The organism is Halopseudomonas aestusnigri, from assembly GCF_002197985.1.
Lineage (GTDB): Bacteria > Pseudomonadota > Gammaproteobacteria > Pseudomonadales > Pseudomonadaceae > Halopseudomonas > Halopseudomonas aestusnigri.
Genome location: NZ_NBYK01000014.1, coordinates 25,008 through 50,588 on the forward strand (window position 1 = coordinate 25,008; position 25,581 = coordinate 50,588).

At 63.7% G+C, this 25,581-nt stretch carries 25 protein-coding genes; 13 read left to right on the forward strand and 12 right to left on the reverse strand.

Features of this window, described 5'->3' with window-relative positions; all coding sequences use genetic code 11:
- Positions 1-258: 258 nt before the first annotated feature.
- From ccoG to B7O88_RS15365, 6 genes are all read left to right on the forward strand, one after another.
- On the forward strand, positions 259-1,641 hold the full coding sequence (ccoG, locus tag B7O88_RS15345; RefSeq protein WP_088277237.1) for a cytochrome c oxidase accessory protein CcoG: 1,383 nt from the start codon (positions 259-261) through the stop codon (positions 1,639-1,641).
- Between the two features lie 63 nt (positions 1,642-1,704).
- Positions 1,705-3,114 carry a GntR family transcriptional regulator MpaR gene (gene mapR / locus B7O88_RS15350; RefSeq protein ID WP_088277239.1) on the forward strand — a complete coding sequence of 470 codons (1,410 nt, stop codon included), beginning with the start codon at positions 1,705-1,707 and terminating at the stop codon, positions 3,112-3,114.
- Positions 3,115-3,227: 113 nt separating this feature from the next.
- Positions 3,228-4,400 carry a 5-demethoxyubiquinol-8 5-hydroxylase UbiM gene (ubiM, locus tag B7O88_RS15355; RefSeq protein ID WP_088277241.1) on the forward strand — a complete coding sequence of 391 codons (1,173 nt, stop codon included), beginning with the start codon at positions 3,228-3,230 and terminating at the stop codon, positions 4,398-4,400.
- A 53-nt stretch (positions 4,401-4,453) separates the two neighbouring features.
- Positions 4,454-4,600 (forward strand): hypothetical protein, encoded by a 147-nt coding sequence (locus tag B7O88_RS18010; RefSeq protein WP_160003199.1) that lies wholly within the window; start codon positions 4,454-4,456, stop codon positions 4,598-4,600.
- A gap of 62 nt (positions 4,601-4,662) precedes the next feature.
- Positions 4,663-5,070: a DUF2946 domain-containing protein gene (locus B7O88_RS15360; protein ID WP_088277243.1), complete on the forward strand. Its 408-nt coding sequence runs from the start codon at positions 4,663-4,665 to the stop codon at positions 5,068-5,070.
- A gap of 100 nt (positions 5,071-5,170) precedes the next feature.
- The gene (locus tag B7O88_RS15365; RefSeq protein ID WP_412779079.1) at positions 5,171-7,291 is read left to right on the forward strand and encodes a TonB-dependent copper receptor; all 2,121 of its coding nucleotides are present in this window, start codon (positions 5,171-5,173) and stop codon (positions 7,289-7,291) included.
- A 56-nt stretch (positions 7,292-7,347) separates the two neighbouring features.
- Here B7O88_RS15365 and B7O88_RS15370 read toward each other — a convergent pair whose 3' ends face one another.
- The 4 genes from B7O88_RS15370 to B7O88_RS15385 form a co-directional block, all read right to left on the reverse strand.
- Positions 7,348-7,989 carry a DUF1826 domain-containing protein gene (locus B7O88_RS15370; protein ID WP_088277247.1) on the reverse strand — a complete coding sequence of 214 codons (642 nt, stop codon included), beginning with the start codon at positions 7,987-7,989 and terminating at the stop codon, positions 7,348-7,350.
- Positions 7,986-8,891 carry a GTP cyclohydrolase FolE2 gene (gene folE2, locus B7O88_RS15375; RefSeq protein ID WP_088277249.1) on the reverse strand — a complete coding sequence of 302 codons (906 nt, stop codon included), beginning with the start codon at positions 8,889-8,891 and terminating at the stop codon, positions 7,986-7,988. The genes B7O88_RS15370 and folE2 overlap by 4 nt, the downstream gene beginning before the upstream one ends.
- Before the next feature lie 173 nt (positions 8,892-9,064).
- The gene (gene yghU, locus B7O88_RS15380) at positions 9,065-9,910 is read right to left on the reverse strand and encodes a glutathione-dependent disulfide-bond oxidoreductase (protein ID WP_088277251.1); all 846 of its coding nucleotides are present in this window, start codon (positions 9,908-9,910) and stop codon (positions 9,065-9,067) included.
- Positions 9,911-10,038: 128 nt separating this feature from the next.
- The gene (locus B7O88_RS15385) at positions 10,039-10,650 is read right to left on the reverse strand and encodes a LysE family translocator (RefSeq protein WP_088277253.1); all 612 of its coding nucleotides are present in this window, start codon (positions 10,648-10,650) and stop codon (positions 10,039-10,041) included.
- 143 nt (positions 10,651-10,793) lie between these two features.
- On the opposite strand from B7O88_RS15385, the gene B7O88_RS15390 reads away from it, so the two are divergent.
- Complete coding sequence (locus tag B7O88_RS15390; protein ID WP_235005813.1) at positions 10,794-11,279, forward strand: Lrp/AsnC family transcriptional regulator; 486 nt, start codon at positions 10,794-10,796, stop codon at positions 11,277-11,279.
- A gap of 9 nt (positions 11,280-11,288) precedes the next feature.
- Here the strand turns inward: B7O88_RS15390 and B7O88_RS15395 are convergent, their stop codons facing one another.
- Positions 11,289-12,275 (reverse strand): bile acid:sodium symporter family protein, encoded by a 987-nt coding sequence (locus B7O88_RS15395; RefSeq protein WP_088277257.1) that lies wholly within the window; start codon positions 12,273-12,275, stop codon positions 11,289-11,291.
- Positions 12,276-12,369: 94 nt separating this feature from the next.
- On the opposite strand from B7O88_RS15395, the gene B7O88_RS15400 reads away from it, so the two are divergent.
- A complete protein-coding gene (locus B7O88_RS15400; protein WP_088277259.1) occupies positions 12,370-13,164 on the forward strand; it encodes an AraC family transcriptional regulator in 795 nt (264 codons plus the stop codon).
- A gap of 3 nt (positions 13,165-13,167) precedes the next feature.
- Here the strand turns inward: B7O88_RS15400 and B7O88_RS15405 are convergent, their stop codons facing one another.
- Complete coding sequence (locus B7O88_RS15405; RefSeq protein ID WP_065335883.1) at positions 13,168-13,566, reverse strand: nuclear transport factor 2 family protein; 399 nt, start codon at positions 13,564-13,566, stop codon at positions 13,168-13,170.
- A gap of 177 nt (positions 13,567-13,743) precedes the next feature.
- On the opposite strand from B7O88_RS15405, the gene B7O88_RS15410 reads away from it, so the two are divergent.
- From B7O88_RS15410 to B7O88_RS15425, 4 genes are read left to right on the forward strand one after another with little or no spacing between them, the layout of a single operon-like run.
- Positions 13,744-14,931, forward strand: coding sequence for an ABC transporter substrate-binding protein (locus B7O88_RS15410; protein WP_088277262.1), 1,188 nt, complete (start codon positions 13,744-13,746; stop codon positions 14,929-14,931).
- A 51-nt stretch (positions 14,932-14,982) separates the two neighbouring features.
- Positions 14,983-15,852: a branched-chain amino acid ABC transporter permease gene (locus tag B7O88_RS15415; RefSeq protein ID WP_088277264.1), complete on the forward strand. Its 870-nt coding sequence runs from the start codon at positions 14,983-14,985 to the stop codon at positions 15,850-15,852.
- Positions 15,849-18,341 (forward strand): branched-chain amino acid ABC transporter ATP-binding protein/permease, encoded by a 2,493-nt coding sequence (locus B7O88_RS15420; protein ID WP_235005812.1) that lies wholly within the window; start codon positions 15,849-15,851, stop codon positions 18,339-18,341. The genes B7O88_RS15415 and B7O88_RS15420 overlap by 4 nt, the downstream gene beginning before the upstream one ends.
- Positions 18,338-19,588, forward strand: coding sequence for an amidohydrolase family protein (locus tag B7O88_RS15425; protein WP_088277266.1), 1,251 nt, complete (start codon positions 18,338-18,340; stop codon positions 19,586-19,588). The genes B7O88_RS15420 and B7O88_RS15425 overlap by 4 nt, the downstream gene beginning before the upstream one ends.
- On the opposite strand, the gene B7O88_RS15430 is transcribed toward B7O88_RS15425, so the two are convergent.
- Positions 19,562-20,257, reverse strand: coding sequence for a GntR family transcriptional regulator (locus tag B7O88_RS15430; protein WP_088277268.1), 696 nt, complete (start codon positions 20,255-20,257; stop codon positions 19,562-19,564). The genes B7O88_RS15425 and B7O88_RS15430 overlap by 27 nt on opposite strands.
- 98 nt (positions 20,258-20,355) lie before the next feature.
- On the reverse strand, positions 20,356-21,924 hold the full coding sequence (locus B7O88_RS15435) for a gamma-glutamyltransferase family protein (RefSeq protein WP_088277326.1): 1,569 nt from the start codon (positions 21,922-21,924) through the stop codon (positions 20,356-20,358).
- Positions 21,925-22,231: 307 nt separating this feature from the next.
- Between B7O88_RS15435 and B7O88_RS15440 the strand changes: the two genes are divergently transcribed.
- Entirely contained in the window at positions 22,232-23,119 is an 888-nt protein-coding gene (locus B7O88_RS15440; protein WP_160003198.1) for a cache domain-containing protein, read from the forward strand.
- A gap of 41 nt (positions 23,120-23,160) precedes the next feature.
- Here the strand turns inward: B7O88_RS15440 and B7O88_RS15445 are convergent, their stop codons facing one another.
- From B7O88_RS15445 to B7O88_RS15460, 4 genes are read right to left on the reverse strand one after another with little or no spacing between them, the layout of a single operon-like run.
- Positions 23,161-23,427 carry a DksA/TraR family C4-type zinc finger protein gene (locus B7O88_RS15445; protein ID WP_088277270.1) on the reverse strand — a complete coding sequence of 89 codons (267 nt, stop codon included), beginning with the start codon at positions 23,425-23,427 and terminating at the stop codon, positions 23,161-23,163.
- A 13-nt stretch (positions 23,428-23,440) separates the two neighbouring features.
- Positions 23,441-24,202, reverse strand: a complete 762-nt coding sequence (locus B7O88_RS15450) for an SIR2 family NAD-dependent protein deacylase (protein ID WP_088277272.1) — start codon at positions 24,200-24,202, stop codon at positions 23,441-23,443.
- A 47-nt stretch (positions 24,203-24,249) separates the two neighbouring features.
- Entirely contained in the window at positions 24,250-25,062 is an 813-nt protein-coding gene (locus tag B7O88_RS15455; RefSeq protein WP_328587512.1) for a DODA-type extradiol aromatic ring-opening family dioxygenase, read from the reverse strand.
- Positions 25,063-25,084: 22 nt separating this feature from the next.
- Positions 25,085-25,540, reverse strand: a complete 456-nt coding sequence (locus B7O88_RS15460; protein ID WP_088277274.1) for a DoxX family protein — start codon at positions 25,538-25,540, stop codon at positions 25,085-25,087.
- Between the last annotated feature and the right edge of the window lie 41 nt (positions 25,541-25,581).

The window sequence follows — 25,581 nt, forward strand, 5'->3', positions numbered from 1 at the left end:
TAAAAGGCGAAACGCTGATCCGGCAACAGCTCAATGGACCGGTAAGCACCCTCTCCTGCTGAAAGCACACGCGGACACGCCTTTGGCTTAGTCCGCACTACGGCGACGTGCATGCGCAGAAATGGCAAACACGCCACGTCGGCCAGCGGAAAGAAATACTCCATCTGATATGGTTTTTCGCATCCAATCTGAATCTGTTACCGAAGCAGCTATCCCCGCATCATCGCCACAGCCTGAAAATCCAAGAGCCGTGATGCCATGACCAGCCATATTCCCCTGAAAGACCTGACGCCTGCCCAGCAGGGCGGACCCATTCATACCCGCAGCTTCAAGGGCCTGTACCGCAACTTGCGCCTGCTGGGAGCCGGTGGACTCATGCTGCTGTTCTTCGGTACCGCCTGGATCGACTGGAACGGTCAGCAGGCAGTGCTCTGGGACCTGAACAGCAAGCAGTTCCATATCTTCGGTGCGACTTTCTGGCCGCAGGACTTCATCCTGCTGTCGGCGATTCTGATGATTGCCGCCTTTGGCCTGTTCTTTATCACCGTGGTCGCCGGCCGGATCTGGTGCGGTTACAGCTGCCCGCAGAGCGTCTGGACCTGGATTTTCATGTGGGTGGAGAAAGTCACCGAAGGCGAGCGTCACCAGCGCATTCGTCTGGACGCCGCGCCCTGGTCACTGAACAAACTGCTGCGCCGCGGCGCCAAACACGGTCTCTGGCTGGCGATCAGCCTGGCTACCGCCATCGGCTTCATCGGTTACTTTACCCCGGTGCGCGATCTGGTCGGCGACCTGCTGAGCTGGCAGGTTGGCGCAACCACCGCGTTCTGGCTGCTGTGCTTTACCGCTGCCACCTACTTCAACGCCGGCTGGCTGCGCGAGAAGGTCTGCGTACACATGTGCCCGTATTCCCGGTTCCAGAGCGCGATGTTTGATGCCGACACTCAACTGGTGACCTACGACGCCGCACGCGGCGAAACCCGCGGCCCGCGCAAGAAAACCAGCGACCCGGCCGCCGCAGGGCTCGGCGACTGCATCGACTGTACTGTCTGTGTGCAGGTCTGCCCGACCGGCATCGACATCCGCGACGGCCTGCAAATCGACTGCATCAGCTGCGGCGCCTGCATCGACGCCTGCAACGGCGTCATGGATCAGATGGGCTATGCGCGCGGACTGATTCGCTACACCTCCGAGCGCGCGCTGGCCGGCGGCAAAACCCACTGGTTGCGCCCGCGTCTGGTCGGCTACGCCAGCGCCATGCTGCTGATGATCGGCGGACTGGTCTGGGGCCTGCAGGCGCGCCCGCTGATCGATCTGGATATCAGCCGCGACCGCAGCGTATTCCGCGCCAACAGCAATGGCGACATCGAGAACATCTACACCCTTAAGGTGCTGAACAAGACCCAGCAGCCCCGCGAATACAGCATCAACCTGGAAGGCGCCGAGCGGTTCAACACGCAAGGTCTGGACAACATCCAGGTCGCCGCTGGCGAAACCCGCACGGTTGCCGTGCGGGTCAGCCGCCGCGATCCGGCCGTTGCCGCTGGCAGCGAGCCACTGCAGTTTGTGGTGCAGGATCTGAACGATGCAACCAGCAAGGTCAGCGACGAGAGCACCTTCGTCTCGCCGCCGGTGCGTTGATATCGCATGAGCGCGCGTGATGGCCTACAGTGGCGCACACCACCATCAGAGTCGCAGGACCGGATGAAACGCTACGAAAAACTGGCCGACGACATCGCCGAGCTGATCCGCACCGGGGTCATCGCGCCGGGCGAAAAGGTCCCCTCGGTGCGGCACGCCAGCCGCACCTACGGGGTCAGCCCATCGACCGTGTTCCAGGCCTACTACCTGCTGGAGGATCGCGGCCTGATTCAGGCCAGACCCCGTTCGGGCTATTTTGTCCACGCGCTGGCCCGGCGTCAGTTGAGCGAGCCAAACATCAGCCCCTACGCCTCCAGCAGCGTCGATGTGGACGTCAGCGAACTGGTGTTCTCGGTGCTTGGCTCGCTCAAGGACCCGGAGATGGTCGCCTTCGGCTCGGCCTTCCCCAGTCCGGATCTGTTTCCGCTGGCGCGGCTGTCGCGCTCGCTGGCCAGCAGCGCACGTGACATGAAACCCCACTCGGTGATTGCCGACATGACCGCCGGCAACCCCGACCTGCGCCGCCAGATCGCCCTGCGCTATATGGTCAGCGGCATGCTGCTGCCGATGGACGAACTGGTGATCACCAATGGCGCGATGGAAGCGCTCAACCTGTGCCTGCAGTCGGTTACCCAGCCCGGCGACCTGGTCGCCATCGAAAGCCCGGCGTTTTACGCCACCTTGCAGGTGCTGGAGCGATTGCAGCTCAAGGCAGTCGAGATCCCGGTGCATCCACGCGAAGGGATCGACCTCGAAAGCCTCGCCGACAGCCTGCAACGCTTCCCGATCAAGGCCTGCTGGTTTATGAGCAGCCTGCAGAACCCGCTCGGCGCCAGTATGAGCGACGCCAAGAAAAAGCAGCTCTATACCCTGCTCAAGCAGCATCAGGTGCCGATGATCGAGGATGATGTCTACGCCGAACTGTACTTCAGCGCCAAGCCACCCAGACCGGTCAAAAGTTTCGACACCGACGGGCTGGTAATGCACTGCGGCTCGTTCTCCAAGTGCCTGGCACCCGGTTATCGGGTCGGCTGGGTAGCGGCCGGGCGCTTTGCCGAACAGGTCAGCCGTCTCAAGCTGATGACCACCATTTCCCCTTCAGTGCCTGCCCAGGCGGCCTTGGCCGACTACCTGCAGCACGGCGGCTACGACCGTCACCTGCGCAAGTTGCGCCATGCACTGGAGAGTCAGCAGCGCGCCATGCTGGCCTCGGCAGCGCGGCACTTCCCCCGTGAGACCCGGGTCAGCCGCCCCAATGGCGGGTACTTCCTGTGGTTCGAGTTTCCCGAACGGGTCGACTCGCTGCAGCTGTTCCAGCACGCGCTGGCGCAGGGCATCAGCCTGGCACCGGGGCCGATCTTCTCGGCCAACCGGCACTACCGCAACTGCGCCCGACTGAACTACGGGCACCCCTGGGATGAACCCAGCGAACAGGCCATGGCCACACTCGGGCGACTGATCGCCGCCTTCTGAGCCGCTGCGACAGCCAGCCGCAGTGCACCGGGGCGTCACACTGACCCAGAGCAATGTTCATTAAACAGGTCAGGCGCAGACTGGTGGCCTTTGTTCCCAGGGAGACGCTGCGCATGAACTGCGACATTGCCATTATCGGGGCAGGCCCAAGCGGCCTGTGCATCGCTCGCGCCTTGGCCGAAAGCGGCCTGAACATCGTGTTGATCGAGCGCCAGAGCGAGGCCAGCCTCGCCAACCCGGCGTTCGACGGCCGCGAGATTGCCCTGACCCATGCCTCCCAGGTACTGCTGGAGCAGCTCGATATCTGGCCCCGGTTGCCAGTTGAGGACGTTGCCCTGCTGCGCGATGCCAAGGTCATGAACGGCCCGTCACCCTTTGCCCTGCAGATTCAGGCACGCCACGCGGGCTCTGATCACCTCGGTCATCTGGTCGCCAACCGGGCCATCCGGCAAGCCGCCTGGCAGAGCCTGCAGGCAGCAGGCGGCGTCCACCTGATGTGCGAAACTCGACTGCGACAGGTGCATCAGCACAGCGGCGGCGTCGAACTGGTGATGAATAACGGTACCCGGCTGGAAACCCGCCTGCTGATCGCCGCCGACAGCCGCTTCTCGGAAACCCGAAGAATGCTGGGTATCGGTGCCCAGATGAAGGACTTCGGCAAAAGCATGCTGGTCTGCCGCATGAATCATGAAGCCGATCACCAGCAGGTTGCCTGGGAATGGTTCGGCTACGGTCAGACCCTCGCCCTGCTGCCGCTCAACGGCAAGCAGTCCTCGGTGGTGGTTACCCTGCCGCCAAGGGAAATCGAGCAGCTTCAGCAGCTTGATCCGCAGGCGTTTGCCCGCGAAATGGAAAGCCGTTTTGATCACCGGCTGGGCAATATGGAGCTGGTCAGCGAACGCCACGTCTATCCGCTGATCGGCGCCTACGCCCGCCGCCTGACGACTCACCGCGCCGCGCTGATCGGCGACGCCGCAGTCGGCATGCACCCGGTTACCGCCCACGGCTTCAACTTCGGCCTGGGCAGCGTGCAACGACTCAGTCGCCTGCTACTGGAAGCTCACCAGCAGAACCGCGATATCGGCTCGATCGCCCTGCTGGCACGCTACGAGCGCCGGCAGCGACTGGCAACCTGGCCGCTGTACCAGGCGACCAACCTGCTGGTCGAGTGCTACACCAACGACCAACTGCCGATGCGTCTGCTGCGCGGCGCGGCGCTGCGCGCTGCCCAGCAGCTGGCGCCGCTCAAGCGCGGCATTGCGCGACACCTGACCGCAGGCAACTGAAAAGCAGATGATCTAAGCTGTCTGCTGTCATTATCGATGAGTGGACCTGTGTCATGTTGCTGATCGAACTGGGAACACTGCTGATCGTCGTGGGTACCTATGTGGCGATCCATCTGTGTCTGGCCAACTACCGTGACAACGAGCTGGAACAGGCGGCGCAACTGCCGTTTGCCGAGGAGCCTGACCGCCTTGACGCCTGATGCGGCAATAAGCCACAGCTGCCGCAGCTCTGCGCCAGAACGTCGGTGCTAGAATTGCGCGCATGAATCTGACCCAAGACAACCGCCTTTCACTCACCCTGGTGCTCTATCTGTGCACTCTGGTGAGTCTGCTGACCTGCGGTTTCCATCAGGGTCAGATGAGCGGGCAGCATCTGAGCGGCGCCGGGGTAATGTTCTGCAACCTCGGCAGCGACAGCCTGGGGGTGGATCTGGAAGATCAGAAGCAGCACCAACTGAGTGACCTGCAGTCCGGCTGCCCGCTGTGCTCTTCCATCGGCCACGGCAGCGCGGTGGCCATGCATGGCTGGTCGCTCGACTACCTGCCCGCCAGCCCGGCCAGTGCGCCACCTAGCGGCCAATGGGCTCGCCCGCCTCCGCGCCATATCTGGCCCTCAATCAATCCCCGCGCCTCACCCTCCCCGCTCGACGCTGCGTCCCGCGCCGTCTGAGCCCCCCCTGCGGCCACCGGCCGTGCGTTGCGTCACACCCCACAACACCCTGATCTGATTTCGGCCCGGCGCCGACTGCGCCGCTTTGGCCACTGTGTGGATGACAACAATGCAACACGCCAACCGTTTTACCCGAACTCCTGTCAGCCTGCGCTGGCAAGCCGCCTTCGCCCTGCTGTTCACCAGCCTCGGCGCTACCGCCCAAAGCCACGAAGGCCATGACCATGAAAGCAGCAACGCTGCGCTGCAACTGGCGCCCGTGGTGGTGACCGCCGTTCAGCAAAGCTCGCCACTGACCATCGTTGCCGACCCCAAGGACGCCCGCCAGCCGGTGCCCGCCAGCGATGCCACCGACTATCTGAAGACCATTCCCGGGTTCTCGGCGATTCGCAGCGGCGGCAGCAACGGCGACCCGGTCCTGCGCGGCATGTTTGGCTCGCGCATCAACCTGCTGGCCAACGGCGGCCAGATGATCGGCGCCTGTCCCAACCGGATGGACGCGCCCAGCTCCTATATCGCACCGGAAACCTACGACCGCCTGACCGTCATCAAGGGTCCGCAGAGCGTACGCTGGGGGCCTGGGGCTTCGGCCGGCACCGTGCTGTTCGAACGTGAGCCGGAGCGTTTCGAGGAGCCGGGCAGCCGCGTGCATGCCAGCGTACTGGGTGGCAGCAATGGCCGCTTCGACAAGCTGCTCGATGCCGCCATCGGCAACCAGAACGGCTACCTGCGCTTCGCCGGCAACGACGCCCAGTCCGACGATTACGAAGATGGCAACGGCGATACCGTGCCGTCGCGCTGGAGCAAGTGGAACGGTGATATCGCCGCCGGCTGGACGCCCGATGCCGATACCCTGCTGGAATTCAGCGCCGGCAAGGGTGACGGTGAAGCGCGCTACGCCGGGCGCGGCATGGACGGCACCCAGTTCGCCCGCGAAAGCCTTGGCCTGCGCTTCGAGAAACTCAACCTCGGTCAGGTCAGCAAACTGGAGGCGCAGGTCTACTACAACTACGCCGACCACATCATGGACAACTTCCGCCTGCGCAGCCCCGATCCGACCAGCATGATGCCCATGCCGATGGCCTCGCAGGTGGATCGCCGTACGCTCGGCGGTCGCCTGGCGCTGAGCTTCGATTGGGACGCGGTCGAACTGGTATCCGGTATTGACGCCCAGCGCAGCGAGCACCGTGCCCGCAGGTCCAGTTACAGCATGATGACCGGCTATACCGATGCGGACGAGTTCGCCTGGGAAAAAGACGCAGTCATGCACAACTACGGACTGTTCAGCGAAGCCACCTGGCACCAGAGCGACCTGACCCGCTGGATCGGCGGCGCACGGCTGGACCGCGCCTCGGTCAAGGACTACCGGGTGGGTATTCGCAACATGATGGGCATGACCACGCCCAACCCGACCGCCGGCCAGAGCCGCAGCGACACCCTGCCAAGCGGCTTCGTCCGTTACGAACAGGATCTGACCGCCCTGCCGGCAACGGTCTACGCCGGCCTCGGCCACGCCGAACGCTTCCCCGACTACTGGGAGCTGTTCTCGGCCAGCCTGGCGCCAACCGGCGAGCTGAACGCCTTTGACGGCATCGAGCCGGAAAAAACCACCCAGCTGGACGTCGGCATCCAGTATCAGGACGCACGCCTGCAGGCATGGGCATCGGCCTACGCCGGCCAGGTCGACGACTTCATCCTGTTCCGCTACTCGACCATGATGGGCATGCGCCGCAGCCAGGCCTACAACGTCGACGCCCGCATTGCCGGTGGCGAGCTGGGCGTGGCATATGACCTGACCAGCAACTGGAAGACCGACGCCACGCTGGCCTACGCCTGGGGTGAGAACCGCAGCGACGGCCAGCCGCTGCCCCAGATGCCGCCGCTGGAAGCCCGCCTGGGTCTGAGCTACGAGCAGAACGACTGGAGTGCCGGCGCACTCTGGCGACTGGTCCGCGCGCAGAATCGGGTGGATGAAGGCGCCGGCAACGTGGTCGGCCAGGACATCGGCAGCAGCGCCGGCTTTGGCGTGTTCTCGCTCAACGGCGCCTGGCGCATGACCGAGCAGGTGAAGCTGAGCGTGGGTGTCGACAACCTGTTCGACAAGGCCTACGCCGAGCACCTGAACCTGGCCGGCAACTCGGCATTCGGCTTCCCCGCCGACCAGGTTGCCATCAACGAGCCAGGGCGCTCGCTCTGGGCCAAGGTCGATTTCGACTTCTGAACCGCGCCCGTTCTGCGCCCGGCCCAAACCGCGCGCAGAACGGCGTCCTCAGTCGCTCAAAAGCAGGGATCAAGGGTCAGCAACAGACGTTGCTGACCGTCCTTCAGGGCCGGACTGCGGTGCACGATGCCGCGCTCCTCGTTACCCAGCCAGCCGCTGCCCTTGAGCAGCGCCACATCCCCACAGCCCAACTGGCGGATTGCGCCAGGCTCGCGCACAGGATCAGGTTTGCCCACATCCGGCACCCCGAGACCGCCACGCTCAACCGCCGAATCCGGCAACCACTCGCTGCCGGGGCCGAGGTAGGTGGTCACCAGTCGCACCGGCAGGTTGTCGCAGTGAAAGCGCGGGCACATCGCCTTCTCCAGCATGCGCAAACGCACCGCCACCCGTTCGACACCAAACAGGCAAGCCGTCGCTTCTGCCAGCAGCTGCACATCCGCAACCAGTGGCCCTGCCTGGTCTGGCGCCGGCAACTGCACCGCCAGCTCACTGGCCAGCGTCTCGCCAGGAATACCTAGCCAGGCCACCTGCCAGCCACCGCTGCCGCCTTGCGCCAGCACACTGCTGCGCAGCGCCGGCCCAAGGCGTCGCTGCATCACCGCAAGACTGACGGCATCCTCAAAGATCGCTGCCAGTGCTCCGAGCTCGCTACCCATCGCCCAGTGTGCGGGCTCCGTCATCAGCGCGGCAGTCATGGGTGCGCTCCCACCGACGCGACCGCGTCATGCGGGTGCAGGCTTTCGATATGCCGAACATGGACCGCGGCATGCTGGGCACCGGCGGCACTCAATGCCGCCCCCAACCGCCGGGCGGCGTCCTCGACGAACATCAGATTGACCCCGTTAAGGGCGGCAAAGGCCTGCTCGTCCGCGCGCTTCACCGCAGTCTGTACCGGGGTCGCCAGCGCCTGCTCAATCCGGTCGATCAGCACCAGCAAACCCAGACCCTCCGCTGCTGCATTCAGGTCCACGGCAACCCGGGCTTCGCTGCGCTGGCTGTGCGGTGTTGCCAGACTCCCGTTGCGCCCGAGCCACTGGCTTACCGCGACCGGGTCGAGCCGCTGCTGACCGGCAAAGGCTCTATCGAAAGCGCTGACCAGCAGCTGCCGGCTGAGCGCGGCCGAGCACGGACAGGTCGAGGAATAGCTGACCGTCAGTTCGACGCGCGCTCTGAAACAGCCATCAACCAGCGTCGCCTCCAGCTTTACCGGGTAGGCTTTCCAGCCCGACAGCTGCGGCGTAACCAGTGCCGGTCGCCGACACAGCAGACTGAACTGCAGTACCAGCCGTGCATTGCGACTGCCGCAATCGGCATGGCTCTCGACCATTGCCTGCAACAGCGCTTGCAGCACGGTCGGCGCCAGCGCCCGATCCTGACCCAACCGGTCCAGCAAGGTGTAAAGGCGCGACATGTGGATACCCTTGACCTCGGGCCGCGGCAAGTCCACCTGCAGATCGGCACGGGCATGAACCGTCTGCCGCTGGCCGGTCTCATTCAGGGTAATCGGCAGATCAATCCCCTGCATACCAACCCAATCCAGCGCAGCAGGGTCAGCAGACAGGTCAGTCAGGGAAACATCGGGCAGCGCGGCAGTCATCGGCGAGTTCCATCAGCAGGCACATAAAAGGATGTTAAGAATGCATTATTGTTACGTTATAACAAATGAATGCACCTAACAATCCGTGCAGAGCCTGCGCGCAGGCAAAAAGAAGCCCGGCTGATGCCGGGCTTGGGATGCCAACGCGGGTGTGTGTCCCACCGGGCGCGGGATCAGACGTCGCTGATATCGCTGGCGTCGTGCCGTTCGGCCACCTGCAGGGCTTCGTCGCCCCACACGCGGTTGACCCGTCGACCACGCTGCACGGCAGGGCGTGCGGCGATCTCGGCCGCCCAGCGGCGCACATGTTCGTACTCGTGCACCGAGAGGAATTCAGCAGCGTCGTACAGAGCGCCTTCCACCAGCAGGCCGTACCACGGGTAGATCGCGATATCGGCGATGCTGTATTCGTCGCCCGCCATGTAGCGGTTGTCGGCCAGATGGCGATTGAGTACGTCCAGCTGGCGTTTCACTTCCATGGCGAAGCGATTGATCGGGTATTCGAACTTCTCCGGCGCGTAGGCGTAGAAGTGGCCAAAGCCGCCGCCCAGATACGGTGCCGAACCCATCTGCCAGAACAGCCAGTTCATTGCTTCGGTGCGCTTGCCCTGGTCAGTTGACAGCAGCGCGCCAAACTTTTCGGCCAGATACACCAGGATGGAGCCGGACTCGAATACCCGGGTCGGCGGGTTGGTGCCGTGATCCAGCAAAGCCGGAATCTTCGAGTTGGGGTTGATGGCAACAAAATCACTGCCGAACTGATCGCCTTCGTTGATGCGAATCAGCCAGGCATCGTATTCGGCATCCGCATGGCCCAGCGCCAGCAGCTCTTCGAACATGATGGTCGCCTTGACGCCGTTGGGCGTGGCCAGCGAATACAGCTGGAACGGGTGCTTGCCGACTGGCAGCGTCTTCTCGTGGGTCGGTCCGGCAATCGGGCGGTTGATGCTGGCGAACTTGCCGCCGTTCTCGCTATCCCAGGTCCAGACCTTGGGCGGTGTATAGCTGTTGTCACTCATGCGATGTCTTCCTGTGTTCTGAAACCAGACAGCAAAGGGTAGTTGACAGAGCATGTCGAGCCAGGCACACCGGGTCAATGCCGAATTCTCGCGCAGCGATGCCCGGAACTGCCGCCGCACTCCACCACCTAGAACATCAGCCGGGCACCAAAACCCACCAGCAGCGCACCAAATGTCCAGCGCTGCAGCTGTTGCAGGCGCGGCCGCTCGCGCAACATCCCCCCCATCAGCTTGCCGCCGGAGACGTAAAGCAGGTCAAAGCACACGCCCACCAACAGCACAATCAGCCCCAACAGCGTGAATTGCAGCGCGACGCTACCCGCCTGCGGGTGAATGAACTGTGGCAGCAGCACCGAACAGAACAGCAGCGCCTTGGGGTTGCTGATGTTGGTCAGCAACCCGCGCCGGAACGCCGCGAGCGCGGTCCGCGAACGCTTGGCGCAAGCGTGCTCCGGTACCAGCGATGACGCCCTCCAGATCGAGATGCCAAGCCAGATCAGATACCCGGCGCCAGACAGCCGCACCGCGTTGAAGGCCCAGGGCGCCGCCTGCAGCAGCGCCGCCAGCCCCAGCCCGGCCAGCGCCACGTGTGCCGCGCGGGCCAACGCCAGCCCGGCAATGGTTGCAGCGCTCTGCAGCCGCGAGTGGCTCGCTGCAGTCTGCAGCAACAGCAGCATGTCGGGCCCCGGCACGAGATAGGCCACCGCCAGGGCACCCACAAACATCCACAATTCGGTCATCTCAGGCGCACTCCGGCCGTGTCATCTCTCAACAACTATCCTAGGGCCGAATGGCGATACAGGTCATTGCGAGTTAGTGCGCCAAAGTTTGATTTATTGGCATAAACTGCCAGTGAAAAACCCGATAAATTGAGAATATGCCAATGCAATTGGACAACCTGGACAGACGCATCCTCGACGCCCTGCAGCGCAATGCCAAACTGAGCAACGTGCAACTGGCCGAAGAAGTCGGCCTGTCTCCTTCGCCGTGTTTACGCCGCGTGCGTCTGCTGGAAGAGGCAGGTGTGATTCGTGGCTACCACGCCGAGCTGGATCGAAGCAAAAGCGGTCTGGGGCTGACCGTGTTTGTCGGGGTCAAGGTCGAGCGGCACCACGACGCGTCGGCCAACGCCTTTCGCGCCGCAGTGATTGATCTGCCGGAGGTGATTTCCTGCCACGTGGTGTCAGGCGAGTCGGACTTTCTGCTGCAGGTGGTGCTGCCAGATCTGGCGTCCTACGAGGACTTTCTGTTCAGCACCCTGCTCAAGCTGCCCGGGGTCAGCGACATCCGCAGCAACTTCGCCATCTCGACCGTCAAGTCGCAGACGGCGCTGCCGCTCGATCATCTGCCGCAGGGCAGCCTGAGCTGACCCTCGCGCTCAGGCGACGTCTTCGATACCGGTCTCTTCGCGCCGACCGTAACGCTCGGCCAGTACCGCGCAGACCATCAGTTGAATCTGGTGGAACAGCATCAGCGGCAGGATCAGCGTACCCAGTGCGCCGCCGGCAAACAGCACCTGAGCCATCGGCACGCCGGTGGCCAGGCTCTTCTTGGAGCCGGCGAAGATAATGGTGATGCGGTCTTCGACGTTAAAGCCCAGACGGCGACCCAGCCAGGCGGTGAGCCCCAGCACCAGCGCCAGCAGCAGGCAGCAGGCAACCACCAGCCCCAGCAGGTCGTGCAGCGGCACGGTTTGCCAGATCCCCTCGACCACCGCATGGCTGAACGCGCCGAAGACCACCAACAAAATCGAGCCTTGATCCACACTCTTCAGCCAGCCCTTGTTGCGCGCCACCCAGTCGCCGATCCAGCGACGGGCAATCTGGCCGGCAATGAACGGCAGCAGCAGTTGCACGACAATCTTGCCGATCGCGTCCAGGGTGTTGGACTCACCGGCCTGTGCGCCCATCAGCAGCAGCACCAGCAGCGGCGTGACAAAAATCCCAACCAGGCTGGAAGTCGCCGCGCTGCAGACCGCCGCAGCCACGTTGCCGCGGGCAATCGAGGTAAAGGCAATCGCCGACTGCACGGTTGCCGGCAGCGCACAGAGGAACAGGATACCCAGATAGAGCTCATCCCCTACCAGCGGCACCAGCGCCGGTTTGAGCAATACGCCCAGCAGCGGAAACATGATGAAGGTGCAGGCAAATACCAGCAGGTGCAGGCGCCAGTGGGTCATGCCGGCAATGATCGCCTCACGCGACAGCTTGGCACCGTGCATAAAGAACAATAGCGCGATGGCGGCATTGGTCAGACCATCAAAGGCGACAGCAGCCTGCCCGTGCACGGGAAACAGGCTGGCGGCAATGACGACAGCGATAAGGCAGAGGGTCATGTTGTCAGGTAAAAAGCGTGGGCGTGCCATGGCAATGTCTCGTTTTTCGTTATCAATGTTGCGACGTGCAGGGGAGGAGTTTACTGTCTGGACAAACGACCGACTAACGCGATTGGATAGCACAATGTCGACAAACGGACAAAAGCGCCTGAATCACCGTGCCGTACCCGATCTGCCCGCCCTGCCGCGGCCGCTGTATGCTCGCAGCGAATCGCTGCAACGCGGCACCACCACGCTCTGGCACAGCCACCCGTGGGCACAGCTGTCCTACGCCATTTCCGGCGTGCTGTCGGTGCATACCCACAGCGGGCGTTTTCTGGCTCCGCCGCAGCGGGCGATTCTGGTGCCGCCCGACCTGCCCCACGCGGTCATCAGTTCGCCCGACACGGAGATGCGCAGCCTCTACATCGAACGCGACGCCATGCCGTGGCAGGCCGGACAGTGCGCGGTGCTGGAGATCAACCCGCTGACCCGCGAACTGATCAACCAGTTCGGTCGCATTCCGGTCGAGTACGACGAGAGCGGTGCCGACGGGCGACTGGTCGCGGTATTGCTGGACCAGTTGACCGCCGCCCGCGATACCGGCCTGTATCTGCCCTGGCCGGATGACTCACGTTTGCAGCAGGTCTGTCAGGCGCTGTTCGACAACCCGGAGCAGGGCCTGACGCTGGGCGACTGGAGTCGGCAACTGGGCTGTTCCGAGAAAACCCTGACCCGCCTGTTCCAGCGCGACACCGGCCTGAGCTTCCGGGCCTGGCGCCAGCGTTTGCGTCTGCTCAGCGCCTTGCCGATGCTGGAACGTGGCGAGCGGGTCACCGACATTGCGCTGGCCTGCGGCTACGACTCCACCTCGGCCTTTATCGCCGCCTTTCGCACGCAGATCGGCATGACACCCAGCCAGTTCGCCAGCCGTCAGTAACGTTCAGGGCTGGGCAATTTCCGGGCTGAGAATCCACTCGGCACTGTCATTCCAGACGTCCATGCGGGTGATCTTGCCGTCGCGCACCTCGAAACGGTCGAGATAACGGTTGCCACTGAAGGTGCGTCCGTCCGGCCATTCGCCGTACAGGGTGCCGTTGGAATAAACCACGGTGTGGTCGGCGTGCTCGGTCCAGTCAAACTGGCCCAGCTGCTTCTTGACCCAGTTGTAGCGACCGGCATTGAACGCGGTGATCTCATGGGCACTGGGCATCGCCCGGCCACCGGTAAAGGTGATGCGCACATCATCGGCCATAAAGGTTGCCGCCAACACCGGGTCCGGCGCCATGGATGCCGCCAGAAAATCGCTAACAATCTGTACAGCCTTATTCTCAAAACCCATTTCTCTTTCTCCAACAGAAGGTATAACCGGGTGCCTGCAATCAGTGCAAGGCGCACCCATAAAGTGCAAAACTCACCAGCATCAACCAGAAAAAGCCGCTATTTCAGCGGTCTGGAAACATGGTCTCCATTTTGCTAGCAAATATCATGCGAATGCTAGCCATCCTAGGAGAAGACCATGTTCAAGGCACTGAAACCCTTCCGGCGACTCTGGCCTCAGGCCGTCGCTGTCACCACCCTCGGTCTGCTGATGAGCAGTCCGGCACTCGCGGTCGAGCCGATCAAGATCGGTCTGGTAGCCGCGCTGTCCGGCCAGTCGGCCAAATCCGGTGAGGCGCTGACCCGCGGCCTGACCATTGCCATCGACGAGATCAACGCCGATGGCGGCATCCTCGGTCGCCCGGTCGAGCTGATCCGCCGCGACGATGAAAGCAACCCGGCCAAGGGCATGCTGGCCGCCCGCGAGCTGATTCAGCGCGAGAAGGTGACCGTGCTGTTTGGCGGCCTCGACACGCCTGTCTCACTGGCAATTGTGCCGCTGGCCAATCAGATGAAAGTGCCCTTTATGGGCGCCTGGGCCGCAGGCACCTCCATTACCCAAAATGGTGCCAGCGACAATTATGTGTTCCGCGTCTCGGCCATGGATGAAATCGTCGACGAAGCGCTGGTGCAGTACGGTATCGACGAGTACGGCATGCAAAAGCCGGGCATGCTGCTGATCAACAACCCCTGGGGTGAATCCAACGAAAAGGGCTTCCGCCACGCACTGGAACAGCGCGAGATGGAGTGGGCCGGCATCGAACGCATCGAAGGCAGCGACCTGGACGTCATCCCGCAGCTGACCCGCCTGAAGAATGCCGGTGCCGATACCCTGCTGATGGTTGGCAACGTCGGTCCCTCCGCACAGGTAGTGAAATCCCTCGACCGCATGGGTTGGGACGTGCCGGTGGTGTCCCATTGGGGCCCGGCGGGCGGCCGTTTCAGCGAGCTGGCCGGCCCCAACGCTGACCGCGTGCACTTTATCCAGACCTATGTGTTCACCGAGAACAACAGCGCCAAGGGCGATGAGGTGCTGAGCGCCCTGAAAGCCCGCTACCCGGAGATTCAGAGTCTGGCCGACATTACCCCGGCCGTGGGCATCGCCAACGCCTACGACGCCATGCACCTGAGCGCGCTCGCCATCGAGAAGGCCGGCAGCACCGACGGCACCGCGGTGCGTGACGGCTTCTATGCCATCGACAACTACGCCGGTCTGATCAAGGACTACAGCACGCCCTTCACCCCGGAGCAGCACGACGCGCTGGGCCCACAGGACTATGTATTCACCCACTTCGTGGACGGCAGCATCGTTCCGGTCAAACCCTGATCTGGCAGTAAGGCGATCCGCATCTGCGGGTCGCCGATAAGGAGTTAACGCATGATTACCGCCGCCCTGCTGACCGGCATTGGTCTAGGCAGCATGTACGCCCTGCTGGCGCTCGGTTTCCACATTACCTACGTGGTGTCGCGCACGGTCAACTTTGCCCAGGGCAGCGCCATGATGCTCGGCGCCGTGCTGGGTTACAGCTTCTGCATTACCTGGGGCTGGCCGATCTGGCTGGCGATCCCGGCGACGCTGACGCTGTCTGCTATCTATGGGCTGGCGGTAGAACGCTTTCTGGTGCGGCCCTTCAGCTCGCGCGGCTCGGACGCCTGGCTGATGGCGACCGTGGCCGCCGGGATCCTGGTCGACAACCTGGTGATGTTTACCTTCGGCAAGGAGCCGCGCCAGTTCACCAGTTCGCTGACCGAGAGTGCTTTCAGCCTGCTCGGTACGCAAGTGTCCCCGCTGCAATTGATGATTCCACTGATCGGCGCAGCCATCGCACTCGCACTGATGCTGGTGCGCCGCTACACCCGCCTCGGCAAGGTACTGGAAGCATGCGTGCAGAATCCTCGCGCAGCCATGCTGATGGGCATTCGGGTCAACTGGGTGGTCGCTATCGCCTTCGCGGTCTCGGCGGTGTTTGCCGCCATCGCCGGCATGCTGATCGCACCGCTGTTCAATGTCAGCGCCGAGATGGGCACGCTGTTCGGCCTCAAGGCCTTTGCGGTCGCCATCCTCGGCGGTATCGCCAGTGCTGGCGGCGTGTTCGCAGCCGGCCTGCTGTTCGGTCTGGTCGAGGCCATTGTCACCATCTACTTCGGCTCGGCCTTCACCCAGATATTTACCTTCGCGCTGGTCATCCTGGCGCTGGCACTACGTCCGGACGGCCTGTTCGGCAGCAAGACACTGGTGAAAGTATGATCAACAAGATGTCGCTGGCGAACCTGCTGGCTACCGCCGCACTGACCCTGGGCGGCGTGGCGCTGTCGTTTACCCTCGACAGCTATTCCCTGCTGGTGTTCAGCTTCTTCGCCCTGACCGTGGTGGTCGGCGCCGGGCTGAACATCCTGATCGGCCTGAGTGGCCAGATTTCCTTCGGTCACATCGCGTTCTATGCGATCGGCGCCTACGTCTGCGCCCTGCTGACCATGGCCGGTTGCCCGCTGGGTCTGGCGATGATCGCCGCCGCGCTGGTCAGCGGTGCGCTCGGTGCGCTGCTGGCGATCCCGGCGCTGCGGGTCGAAGGGCCCTATCTGGCCATGATTACCATCGCCTTTGCCCTGGTGGTGCATCACGGACTGGTGGAGTGGCGCGGCCTGACCGGCGGCGCCAACGGTCTGATGGGCATCCCCATGCCGCAACTGGGTGACATGGACCCGGCGGTGCTGATGGCGCTGCTCGCCAGCCTGCTGATGGGCGGCTCGCTGCTGTTCTACCAGCGCCTGCGCAGCAGCGGTTGGGGCACCGCCATGCGCGCGGTCAAGGCCTCAGACATCGCCGCCCGTTCGCTGGGTTTCAATCCGGTGCAGACCAAGACCCTGGCCTTTGGCCTGTCGGCACTGCTGACTGGTCTGGCCGGTTCGCTGGTTGCGCCACTGATGATGTTCATCAACCCGGCGTCGTTCCCGTTTTCGCAATCGATTCTGTTCGTGCTGGCGGTGATCGTTGGCGGCGCCGGCTCGGTGCTCGGCCCGGTGCTTGGCGCGCTGCTGATCGTGCTGCTGCCGGAGATGCTCTCCGACATGGCCGAATACCGCCTGCTGATGTTCTCCGGCCTGTTGCTTGGCGTGCTGTGGATTGCACCGCGGGGGCTGCTCGGCACAGCAGCCCGGCTGTGGATGCGGCCGCAAAACCTGCAGGCGCCAGCAGAACCGGACATGGCACGCATCCGCGAATTTATCGCCCGCCCGGCCAACAGCGCCGCGCTGGAGGTCAACGGCATCGGCATCAACTTCGGCGGCGTGCAGGCCGCGGCCAATGTCAGCCTGAGCGCCCGCCCCGGCAGCATTACCAGCATCATCGGCCCCAACGGCGCCGGCAAGACCACCGCGCTGAACATGATCAGCGGCTTCTACGCACCGGACAGCGGCAGCATTAGGCTGGACGGTGAACTGGCCGGCCTGCCCGCCTGGAAAGTTGCCCGAGCCGGTATTGCCCGCACCTATCAGACGACCCAGTTGTTCGGCGAACTCTCGGTACTCGACAACGTGCTAGCCGGCATGCAGCGTGGCCGACTGGGCCGCATTCTGTCAGCTGCCAGCAGCGCAGAACGCGACATCGCCATGCAGCTGCTCGCGCTTGTTGGCTATCAGGGCTCGGTCAATACCGCCGCCGATGAACTGCCCCACGTCGACCGCCGTCTGGTCGAAATTGCCCGCGCACTGGCGTCACGCCCCGCGGTGCTGCTGCTGGATGAACCGGCTGCCGGTCTCAGCCGCAGCGACACCGACCAGTTGGCCGCCCTGTTCCGCCAGTTGGCCGGATTCAACATCGCCGTGATGCTGGTGGAACACGACATGACGCTGGTCATGGGCGTCTCCGATCAGCTGCTGGTGCTGGACGCTGGCAAGCCGATCGCCTGGGGTGAGCCGGAAGAGGTACGCCAGTTACCGCACGTCATCGCCGCCTACCTCGGCGGCACCGAGTATCAGGCACCGCCGCGCGCAGAGCCGTGGGACGGCTCACGCGACGCCCGCCTGTTCATCAAGGACTTGGTACTCGACTACGGCGCGGCTCCGGTGGTCGACAAGGTCAATCTGGTGGTCAACCCCGGTGAGCTGATCGCCATTCTCGGTGCCAACGGCGCAGGCAAGTCGAGCATCTTGCAGTGTCTGGCCGGCCTGCACCCGGCGACCTCCGGCAGCATCCTGCTGGATAACGAAAGCATTCATCACAGCAACGCTGCCAGCATCGCCGCCCGCGGACTGGCACTGGTGCCGGAAGGGCGGCAGATGTTCCCGCAGCTGACGGTACGCGACAACCTGATGCTGGGCGCCTTTGCGCGCACCGACAAGGTGGATGTTGACGCCGAAATCGAAGCCATCCTGCGGCGCTTCCCGCGCTTGCGTGACCGCATCGACAGCCCGACCGGCCTGCTCTCCGGCGGCGAACAGCAGATGGTCGCCGTTGGCCGTGGCCTGATGGCCAAGCCCCGCATTCTGCTGCTTGACGAGCCGTCGCTGGGCCTGTCTCCAGCGATGATCGGCGAGTTGTACGACGCGCTCGCTGCGCTGCGCGATGAAGGCGTGACACTGCTGCTGGTCGACCAGATGGCCAACCTCGCCCTGCAGGTCGCCGACCGCGCCTACGTGCTGGAGACCGGCCGCATCGTCAAATCCGGCAGTGCCGAGGCGCTGCGTGGAGACCGCGAGCTGGAAGCCGCCTACCTGGGTGAAGGAGCGGTCGCATGAGCTGTCTGCACCTGCGCAACCTGCGTCTGCCGGGTCAAAGCGGCCTGCACGAACTGCTGATTGAAGACGGCTATTTTGTCAGCCAATTCAGCGGCCGCCAGCCGATCAGCCAGCGCGATCTGGCCGGACAGCTGGTGTTGCCGGGGCTGATTGAAACCCATATCCATCTGGACAAGGCCTGCATCATGAGCCGCTGCTGCCTGCAGCACGGTACCTTGGCCGAAGCCGTCGAGCAGACTCGTCAGGCCAAGGCCGGCTTTACCGAAGAAGACGTATACCGCCGCGGCGCACGGGTGCTGGAACAGGCCATAGTGCAGGGCACCACGCACATGCGCACCCACGTCGAGATTGACCCGCAGATCGGCCTGACCGGACTGCGTGCGGTGCAGCGCCTGCAAGCGGACTACGCCTGGGCGATCAGTCTGGAGATCTGCGTATTCCCGCAGGAGGGCATGCTGAACAACCCGGGCACCGAGGCGCTGCTGTGTCAGGCGCTGGAGTCCGGTGCTGACCTGCTGGGTGGCTGCCCCTACACCGACAGCGACCCGCAAGGGCAGATTCAGCGCCTGTTCGAGCTGGCGGTACGCTACGACTGCGACCTGGACTTTCATCTGGACTTCGACCTCAACCCCGAGGGCATGACCCTCGGCAGCGTGATCGAACAGACGCGCCTGCACAGCTGGCAAGGGCGGGTAGCCGTTGGCCACGCGACCAAGCTGTCCGCGCTGCCGCGCTCGGCGCTGGACGCCATGGCAAATGAGCTGGCCGAGGCTGGCGTCGCGGTGACCTGCCTGCCCTCGACCGACCTGTTTCTGACCGGGCGCGAGCACTTTCACAACAAGCCGCGCGGGCTGGCACCACTGGCGGCGCTGCACGCGCTCGGCGTGACCTGTTCGCTGTCGACCAATAACATCGACAACCCCTTCACGCCCTATGGTGATGCGTCGCTGATTCGCCAGGCCAACCTGTTCGCCAACGTCAGTCAGCTGGCGACCGAACAGGAGCTACTGGATTGCCTGGGCTGGGTATCGACCACCTCGGCGCAACTGCTGCGCCTGCCCGACTACGGTCTGACGCCCGGCTGCCGGGCGGACTTCGTGGTGTTTGATGCGCCGTCGGCGGCGGCGGTCGTGGCGCAGCTGAGCGCACCCTTGATGGGCTTTAAGGCAGGACAGCAGACATTTGAGCGCAGCTCTGCAAGGCTGCTGCGGGTGGCGCCGTCAGAGACCGTTCAACGCCTCGCGTAGGTCGACTTCCGGCGCGCTGTCGTCCTCCAGGTCGAGCTGGCTTTCCAGCTCGTCCAGGTGCGCGATCATCACCCGCACCGCACGGTCACGGTCACCTTCACTGAGGGCGTCGAGAATCTCTTCGTGCTCGTCTGACGCGCAGGAGGGCACATCATTACGCTGATACAGCGCGACGATCAGCGAACTGCGCACCATCAGGTTGGCGAGGATCTCGCTGAGCACCCGGTTGCCGCAGATATCCCCCAGCATCAGGTGAAACTCGCTCAGCTCACGGACAATCTCACGCCGATCCGTGGCGTTGGTGGCCTTGCGCTCATTGTGCACATGGGTGGTCACGCGCTGACGGTGACGGCGTATCGCCTCTGGAGTGATGCTCTCGACAATCCCGCGCTCAATCGCCCGACGCGCCGCAAACACATCGCGCGCCTCAGCCGCACTAGGCTGAGCCACCAGCGCGCCGCGGTTCGGCTCAATGGTGACGATACGTTGCAAAGCCAGGCGCTGCAGCGCCGCCTGAACGTGGTTGCGGTTGGCTTTCAGGGCATCAACGATCTGGGCTTCGACAAGACGGGTACCGGGACGCAGGCGATGCTGAGCAATGGCCCTGGACAGCGCGTCGATGATGCGCTGCACTTCTGCCTGCTTGCTGGTTTGCGGTTTACCGACCAAGGTGCCCTCTGCTTCGTCGTCTGGTGTGCCCACTCCGGCATGGGGTGCGGAGCAGCCGCATTATCGCTCTGCCAGCTGGCCATATACAACCGACCGGGTCACGCCTGTCCCAGTGCCACGCCCTGCCCGCGCGGATCATGCATCGCCTGCCGCCGCCCGTCCGGATGCAGCGCAATCGCCCCGGCCTGACCGGTAAACGGGCTGGCCGCCGGAATCATCTCGATATCATGCCCCATCGCTGCCAGTTGTTGCGCCACCTGCGGATCGATATCGGATTCCAGCTTGAGGTTATCGGTGCTGTCGAAAAAGCTGCGCCCAAGCAGAAAACGCGGCGTGCGCAGCGCCTGATCAATCGGCTTGGCAAAATCGACAAGCTGAGTCGCCAACACCATCTGCGTTTGCGGTTGACCGTCGCCGCCCTGGGTACCAAAAAACAGCTGGCGGCCGTCATCAGACAGATAGCAGGACGGATTGAGGGTATGCGCGGGCCGCTTGCCCGGCGCCCAGGCATTGGGGTGCGCTGGGTCGGCATTGAATCCGGCAGCGCGGTTCTGCCAGAGCACGCCGGTGTCGCCCAGCACACAGCCCGAGCCGAAATCATGAAACAGACTCTGAATCAGACAGGCCGTACGCCCTTCAGCGTCGGTTGCCGCCATCCACACGGTATCGGCCGGACGGCCCGGCTCGTTCCAGGCCGCCGCCTTGTGGTCGTCGATGATCGCGGCGTAGTCACGCCCGCAGCCTTCTGACAGGCTGGCACGGAAATCCCAGTCCGCAGAGGCCGGATCACAGAGTTCAGCGTTGCGCCGCAGCAGCCCCTGTTTAATCGCCTCGACCAGATAGTGGTAATAGCGCGCACTGCCATCGCCGCATGCACGCAGTGACTTGTTCTGCAGCGCGGCCATGGCCTGCAGGGTGTACAGCCCCTGACAGGGCGGTGCGACGTTGAACAAGGTGCCGTCCCGATAACGGATGGAGATCGGCTCGACCAGTTCGGCCCGGGTCGCCAGCAGATCGTCACGACTCAAGCCGCAGCCCAGCCGGGCAAAGGACTCGGCAAAGGCCACACCCAGTTCACCCTGATAAAAGTCCTGCACGCCATGACGCGCCAGTTGCTCCAGTGTGTCAGCCAACGCCGGCTGGCGCAGCAGGTCTCCCGTCTGCAGCCAGCGCCCCTGCTGCTGACACAGCGCCTTGAGGTCCGGCAGAGATTCGATCAGGTCGTGACGCTGCTGCTGCCAGAACAGCTGCGAGGCCGACACCTCGACACCGTCACGCGCCAGCACCGAAGCGTCTTCCAGCAGATCGCGCCAGCCGAGGCGCGAGCCCCACTGCTCGCGGCTGATCTTGCCTGCCAGCTCCCAGCTCGCCATGGCGCCAGCGGTGGTGGCCACCGACGCCGGGCCACGCAGGGTAATCCGGCCACCCTCAGGCAACTGCTGCCCGGCCTGGCCGATCCCCACAATGGTGCGTACCTGCCCGTCATGCAGCATCCAGAGTGCATCGCCGCCCAGACCGGTCATGTGCGGGTATACCGCCGCCAGCGCAGCACTGGCTGCCAGCATGGCATCAATAGCAGTGCCACCGGCCTCCAGCATGCGCATGCCGGCGGCGCTGGCATCATTGTGGGGGGTACAGATCACGCCGCGGCGGGATTCAGCCAACATGACAGGCTCCTCTTGTCTAGCCATCAGAAACAACATTGCTAGCAATGAAAGCAAGAAGTGTTCCGCCAGGCAAAACATCAGACCAATAATCATCAGCACCGAAATAGCAGCCTCACCGAGCGCTCGCAGCGGCGTCATGCCGCGCCTCAGAGCACTCGGACTTGGGTCAGCCAGTAAACTGGAGCGGCCAACTGATCTGATGTTGACCCCGGACAATATCAGCCCGCTCGACAGCCCCCAGTATCCACCTAAGCTGAGGAAGGACGATTGCGTCCAAGCGACAACAACATCCCGCAGAGGAATGCTTATGAACTTCAAGAATCCGGTCATGATTGCTGCTCTGACCATGGCAGCACTGTGCCCGCCGGCCTTCGCCACTTCACCCACTCCGCCCCCACCGTCGGCCGAACCAGGTTACGAACAGCAGGCAGCCAGCGCTGCCCAACTGCTGCAAAAGGCGATTGCTGCCTATCGCGAGGAAGGCAACGCGGCTTTTGCCCGTTTCAGCCGCCAGGGCGAATTTATCGATGGCGACCAGTACGTTTACGTGGTCGACGAGAACGGCTACATGCTGGCCAGTGGCGGCCCGTCGGCGGCCCTGATCGGTCGTGATATCACGCCGCTGCTGGACCCGGAACTGAAGGAAGCCTTCAACTCGGCTCTGCAGGCACCGGAATCAGACACGGTGTCGAGCGCCGAATACCGCTGGATGAACTGGAACGACGGCAAGGTGGAACGCAAGCAGGTGTTCTATCAGAAGGTCGACGGCAAGACCTTCGCCGTTGGCTATTACCTGCCACGCTCCAGCGAAGCTGCTGCCAAGGCACTGCTGGATGACGCGGCTGCCGCGATCGCAGACGATGCAGAGGCCACCATCACCCGAATCAACCGACTGGACCCCGAGTTCAACCGGGACGATCTCTACGTCTTCGTGGTGGATATGGACACCATGAGCATGGTGGCGCACGGCTACAGCCGGCGTTTGCTCAACATTCATTTCCCGGATCTGAAAAACCGCGACGGCCTGCGCGTCGGCCAACAGATTCTGGATGCTGTAGAGGCCGGTGAAGACAGCGTCACCTACACCTGGCCCAACCCGGTAACCGAGCGACCAGAAGAGAAGAAGACCCTGATTCGCAAGGTCGGCAACTATCTGGTTGCGGTGGGTTACTACCAGGAGCCGGTAACCGAGTAAGCCTGACAGGCTGGTGGCGCCCGCCATCAGCCTGCTTGCAGCTAGCGCAGCTGACTGTCCTTGCTGGCACTGCGGTTGTAACCGGACTCAAACCGGGCGCCTTTCTCCTGCTCTGCCTGACAGGCGAGACACAGGCGCACACCCGGCAACGCCTGACGACGACGCTCGGCAATCGGCTCCCCACAGTGTTCACAGTGACTCAGACTTTCGCCCTTGGGCAAATCCTGCCGGGCGCGCTCGACAGCGGAATCGAGTGTCGCGTCGATCTGCTCCTGTACCGCTCCGTCCTGTGCCCAGCCACTGGCCATGATGCCTCCCGCTTTACTCGTCGAAAGCCGCTTGCAACAGCGATGGCAGCACTTCGCCGGCCGCGCCAGCCAACAGCCATTCATGCTGACCACCCAACGCCTGCGGCTGCGGGTTGACGTGGACCACGGCCGCCCCGGCCTGCAGCGCAATTTCCGGCACCTGTGCCGCGGGATAAACCACGCCGGAGGTGCCAACCGAGAGCAGCAGATCACAATCAGCCGCCGCCGCAAAGGCCGCTTCGAGCGCATCGACCGGCAGGCTCTCGCCAAACCAGACCACGCCGGGCCGGACCAGACCGCCGCACTGCTTGCAACGTGGCGGCGCAAGACGCCGACCTTCGGCAGGTTCTAACGGTGGTTCGGCCGGCATGCTGAATGGCGAAGCACACCGACTGCATCGCGGCTGATGCAGGCTGCCGTGCAGGTGCAACACATCGGTAGTGCCGGCGCGCTCGTGCAGGTCGTCCACATTCTGGGTGACCAGCGTCAGCTTCGGCACCCGCTTTGCCAGCTCGGCAATCGCCAGATGGCCCGGGTTGGGCTGGGTGCTCAGCACCTGCATGCGCCGCCACTCGTACCAGCCCCAGACCAGCTCCGGGTCATCCTCGAAGGCCTCGGGCGTTGCCAGGCGCATGGGATCAAACCGCGACCAGAGCCCGCTCAGCGCATCACGGAAGGTGGCGATGCCACTTTCTGCAGACACTCCGGCACCGGTGAACACCACCACATGCTGCGCATCACGCAGCCGCGCCAGCAAGCCCTGATCAAACGTCATCACCGCGCCTCCATAACCCGTTGCCGTCATCGTGCACCAGGGCGGAGTCAGTCGGCAAATACAAAGCCGGCCAGCGGTACGCCCATCGCAACCTGATGAAAGTCAGTGCGCCCGGGGCTGTCAGCAGCAGCGCCTGCCACCACATGCAGCGGCAGCAGATGCTCGGCATCGGGGTGTGCCAGCAGTGCGCCCGGCGCCTGCTGCCAGTCAGCCAGCGCAGCATCGCGCTCGGCCTGCGGCAGCACGATCGTGTTCTGCAGCCAGCGATCAAAAGCTTCGACCGCCGGCGCCGGCGTCACCAGATTGGCGCGCATCAGCGGGATATTGTGAAAGCTCATGCCACTGCCGACGATCAGCACGCCCTGCTCGCGCAGCGGCGCCAGCGCGCGGCCCAACTCCAGATGGGCCTGCGGGTCCATATCGGCCCGCAGCGACAACTGCAGCACCGGAATATCGGCCTCGGGCCGCACCAGCTTGAGCGGGATAAAGACCCCGTGATCAAACCCTCGACGGTGGTTGAACGCGGTCTCGAAACCCGCTTTGCCCAGCAGCTCGGCGACCTCAGCTGCCAGCTCCGGCGCGCCCGGCGCGGGCCAGGTCAGCTGGTAGGTGTGCGGCGGAAAGCCGTAGTAGTCAAACAACAGGCCGGGGGCGGCCTGGGTATTGAGGGTAAAGACCGGCTCTTCCCAGTGGGCAGAGATCACCAGCAGGACGCGGGGAGCCACATTCAGGCTCGGCAACAGCGTGCGCAGCCAGGCCTCCATGCCCTGCCAGGTGTCGGCCGGCTCCCACTCCATGAAGAAGCAGGGGCCGGCGCCATGGGGAAGAAAGACCGTCGGCAGTCGATTGGCAGACATCATTCGCCCTCCATCCAGTCAATGATCAGATACGCAGACCCAGGCGGGCATCCAGCGAGAAACGATCACCACCGCGCAGGAAGATACCGAAGGCAGTCAGCGCCCACAGCAGCGGGTATTCGATTCCGCCATTGGTCCAGAAGAAGCCATTGGCCGTGTGCACAGTCAGCGCTACGCCGAGCATGAAGGTGACCGCCAGCGCTGCCGGACGGGTCAGCAGGCCAAGAACCAGTGCCAAACCACCAAAGAACTCGACCAGGCCCGCCAGCAGCGCAAACAGAATCCCGGGTGACATGCCCAGCGAACCTTCAAAGAACTGGCCGGTTGCTTCCAGACCGTAGCCGCCAAACCAGCCAAACAGTTTCTGCGCGCCGTGCGGCATCAGCATCAGGCCGGCGGTAATACGAATCAGCGGATAGCCCAGCGGGGGCAGACGTTCAAAGATGGCCAGGCCGGGGGTAGCTGTGTGTTGGTTGCTCATGATGTGTCTCCAAAGGTTGCGTTGAGTTGATGGAGAGCAGA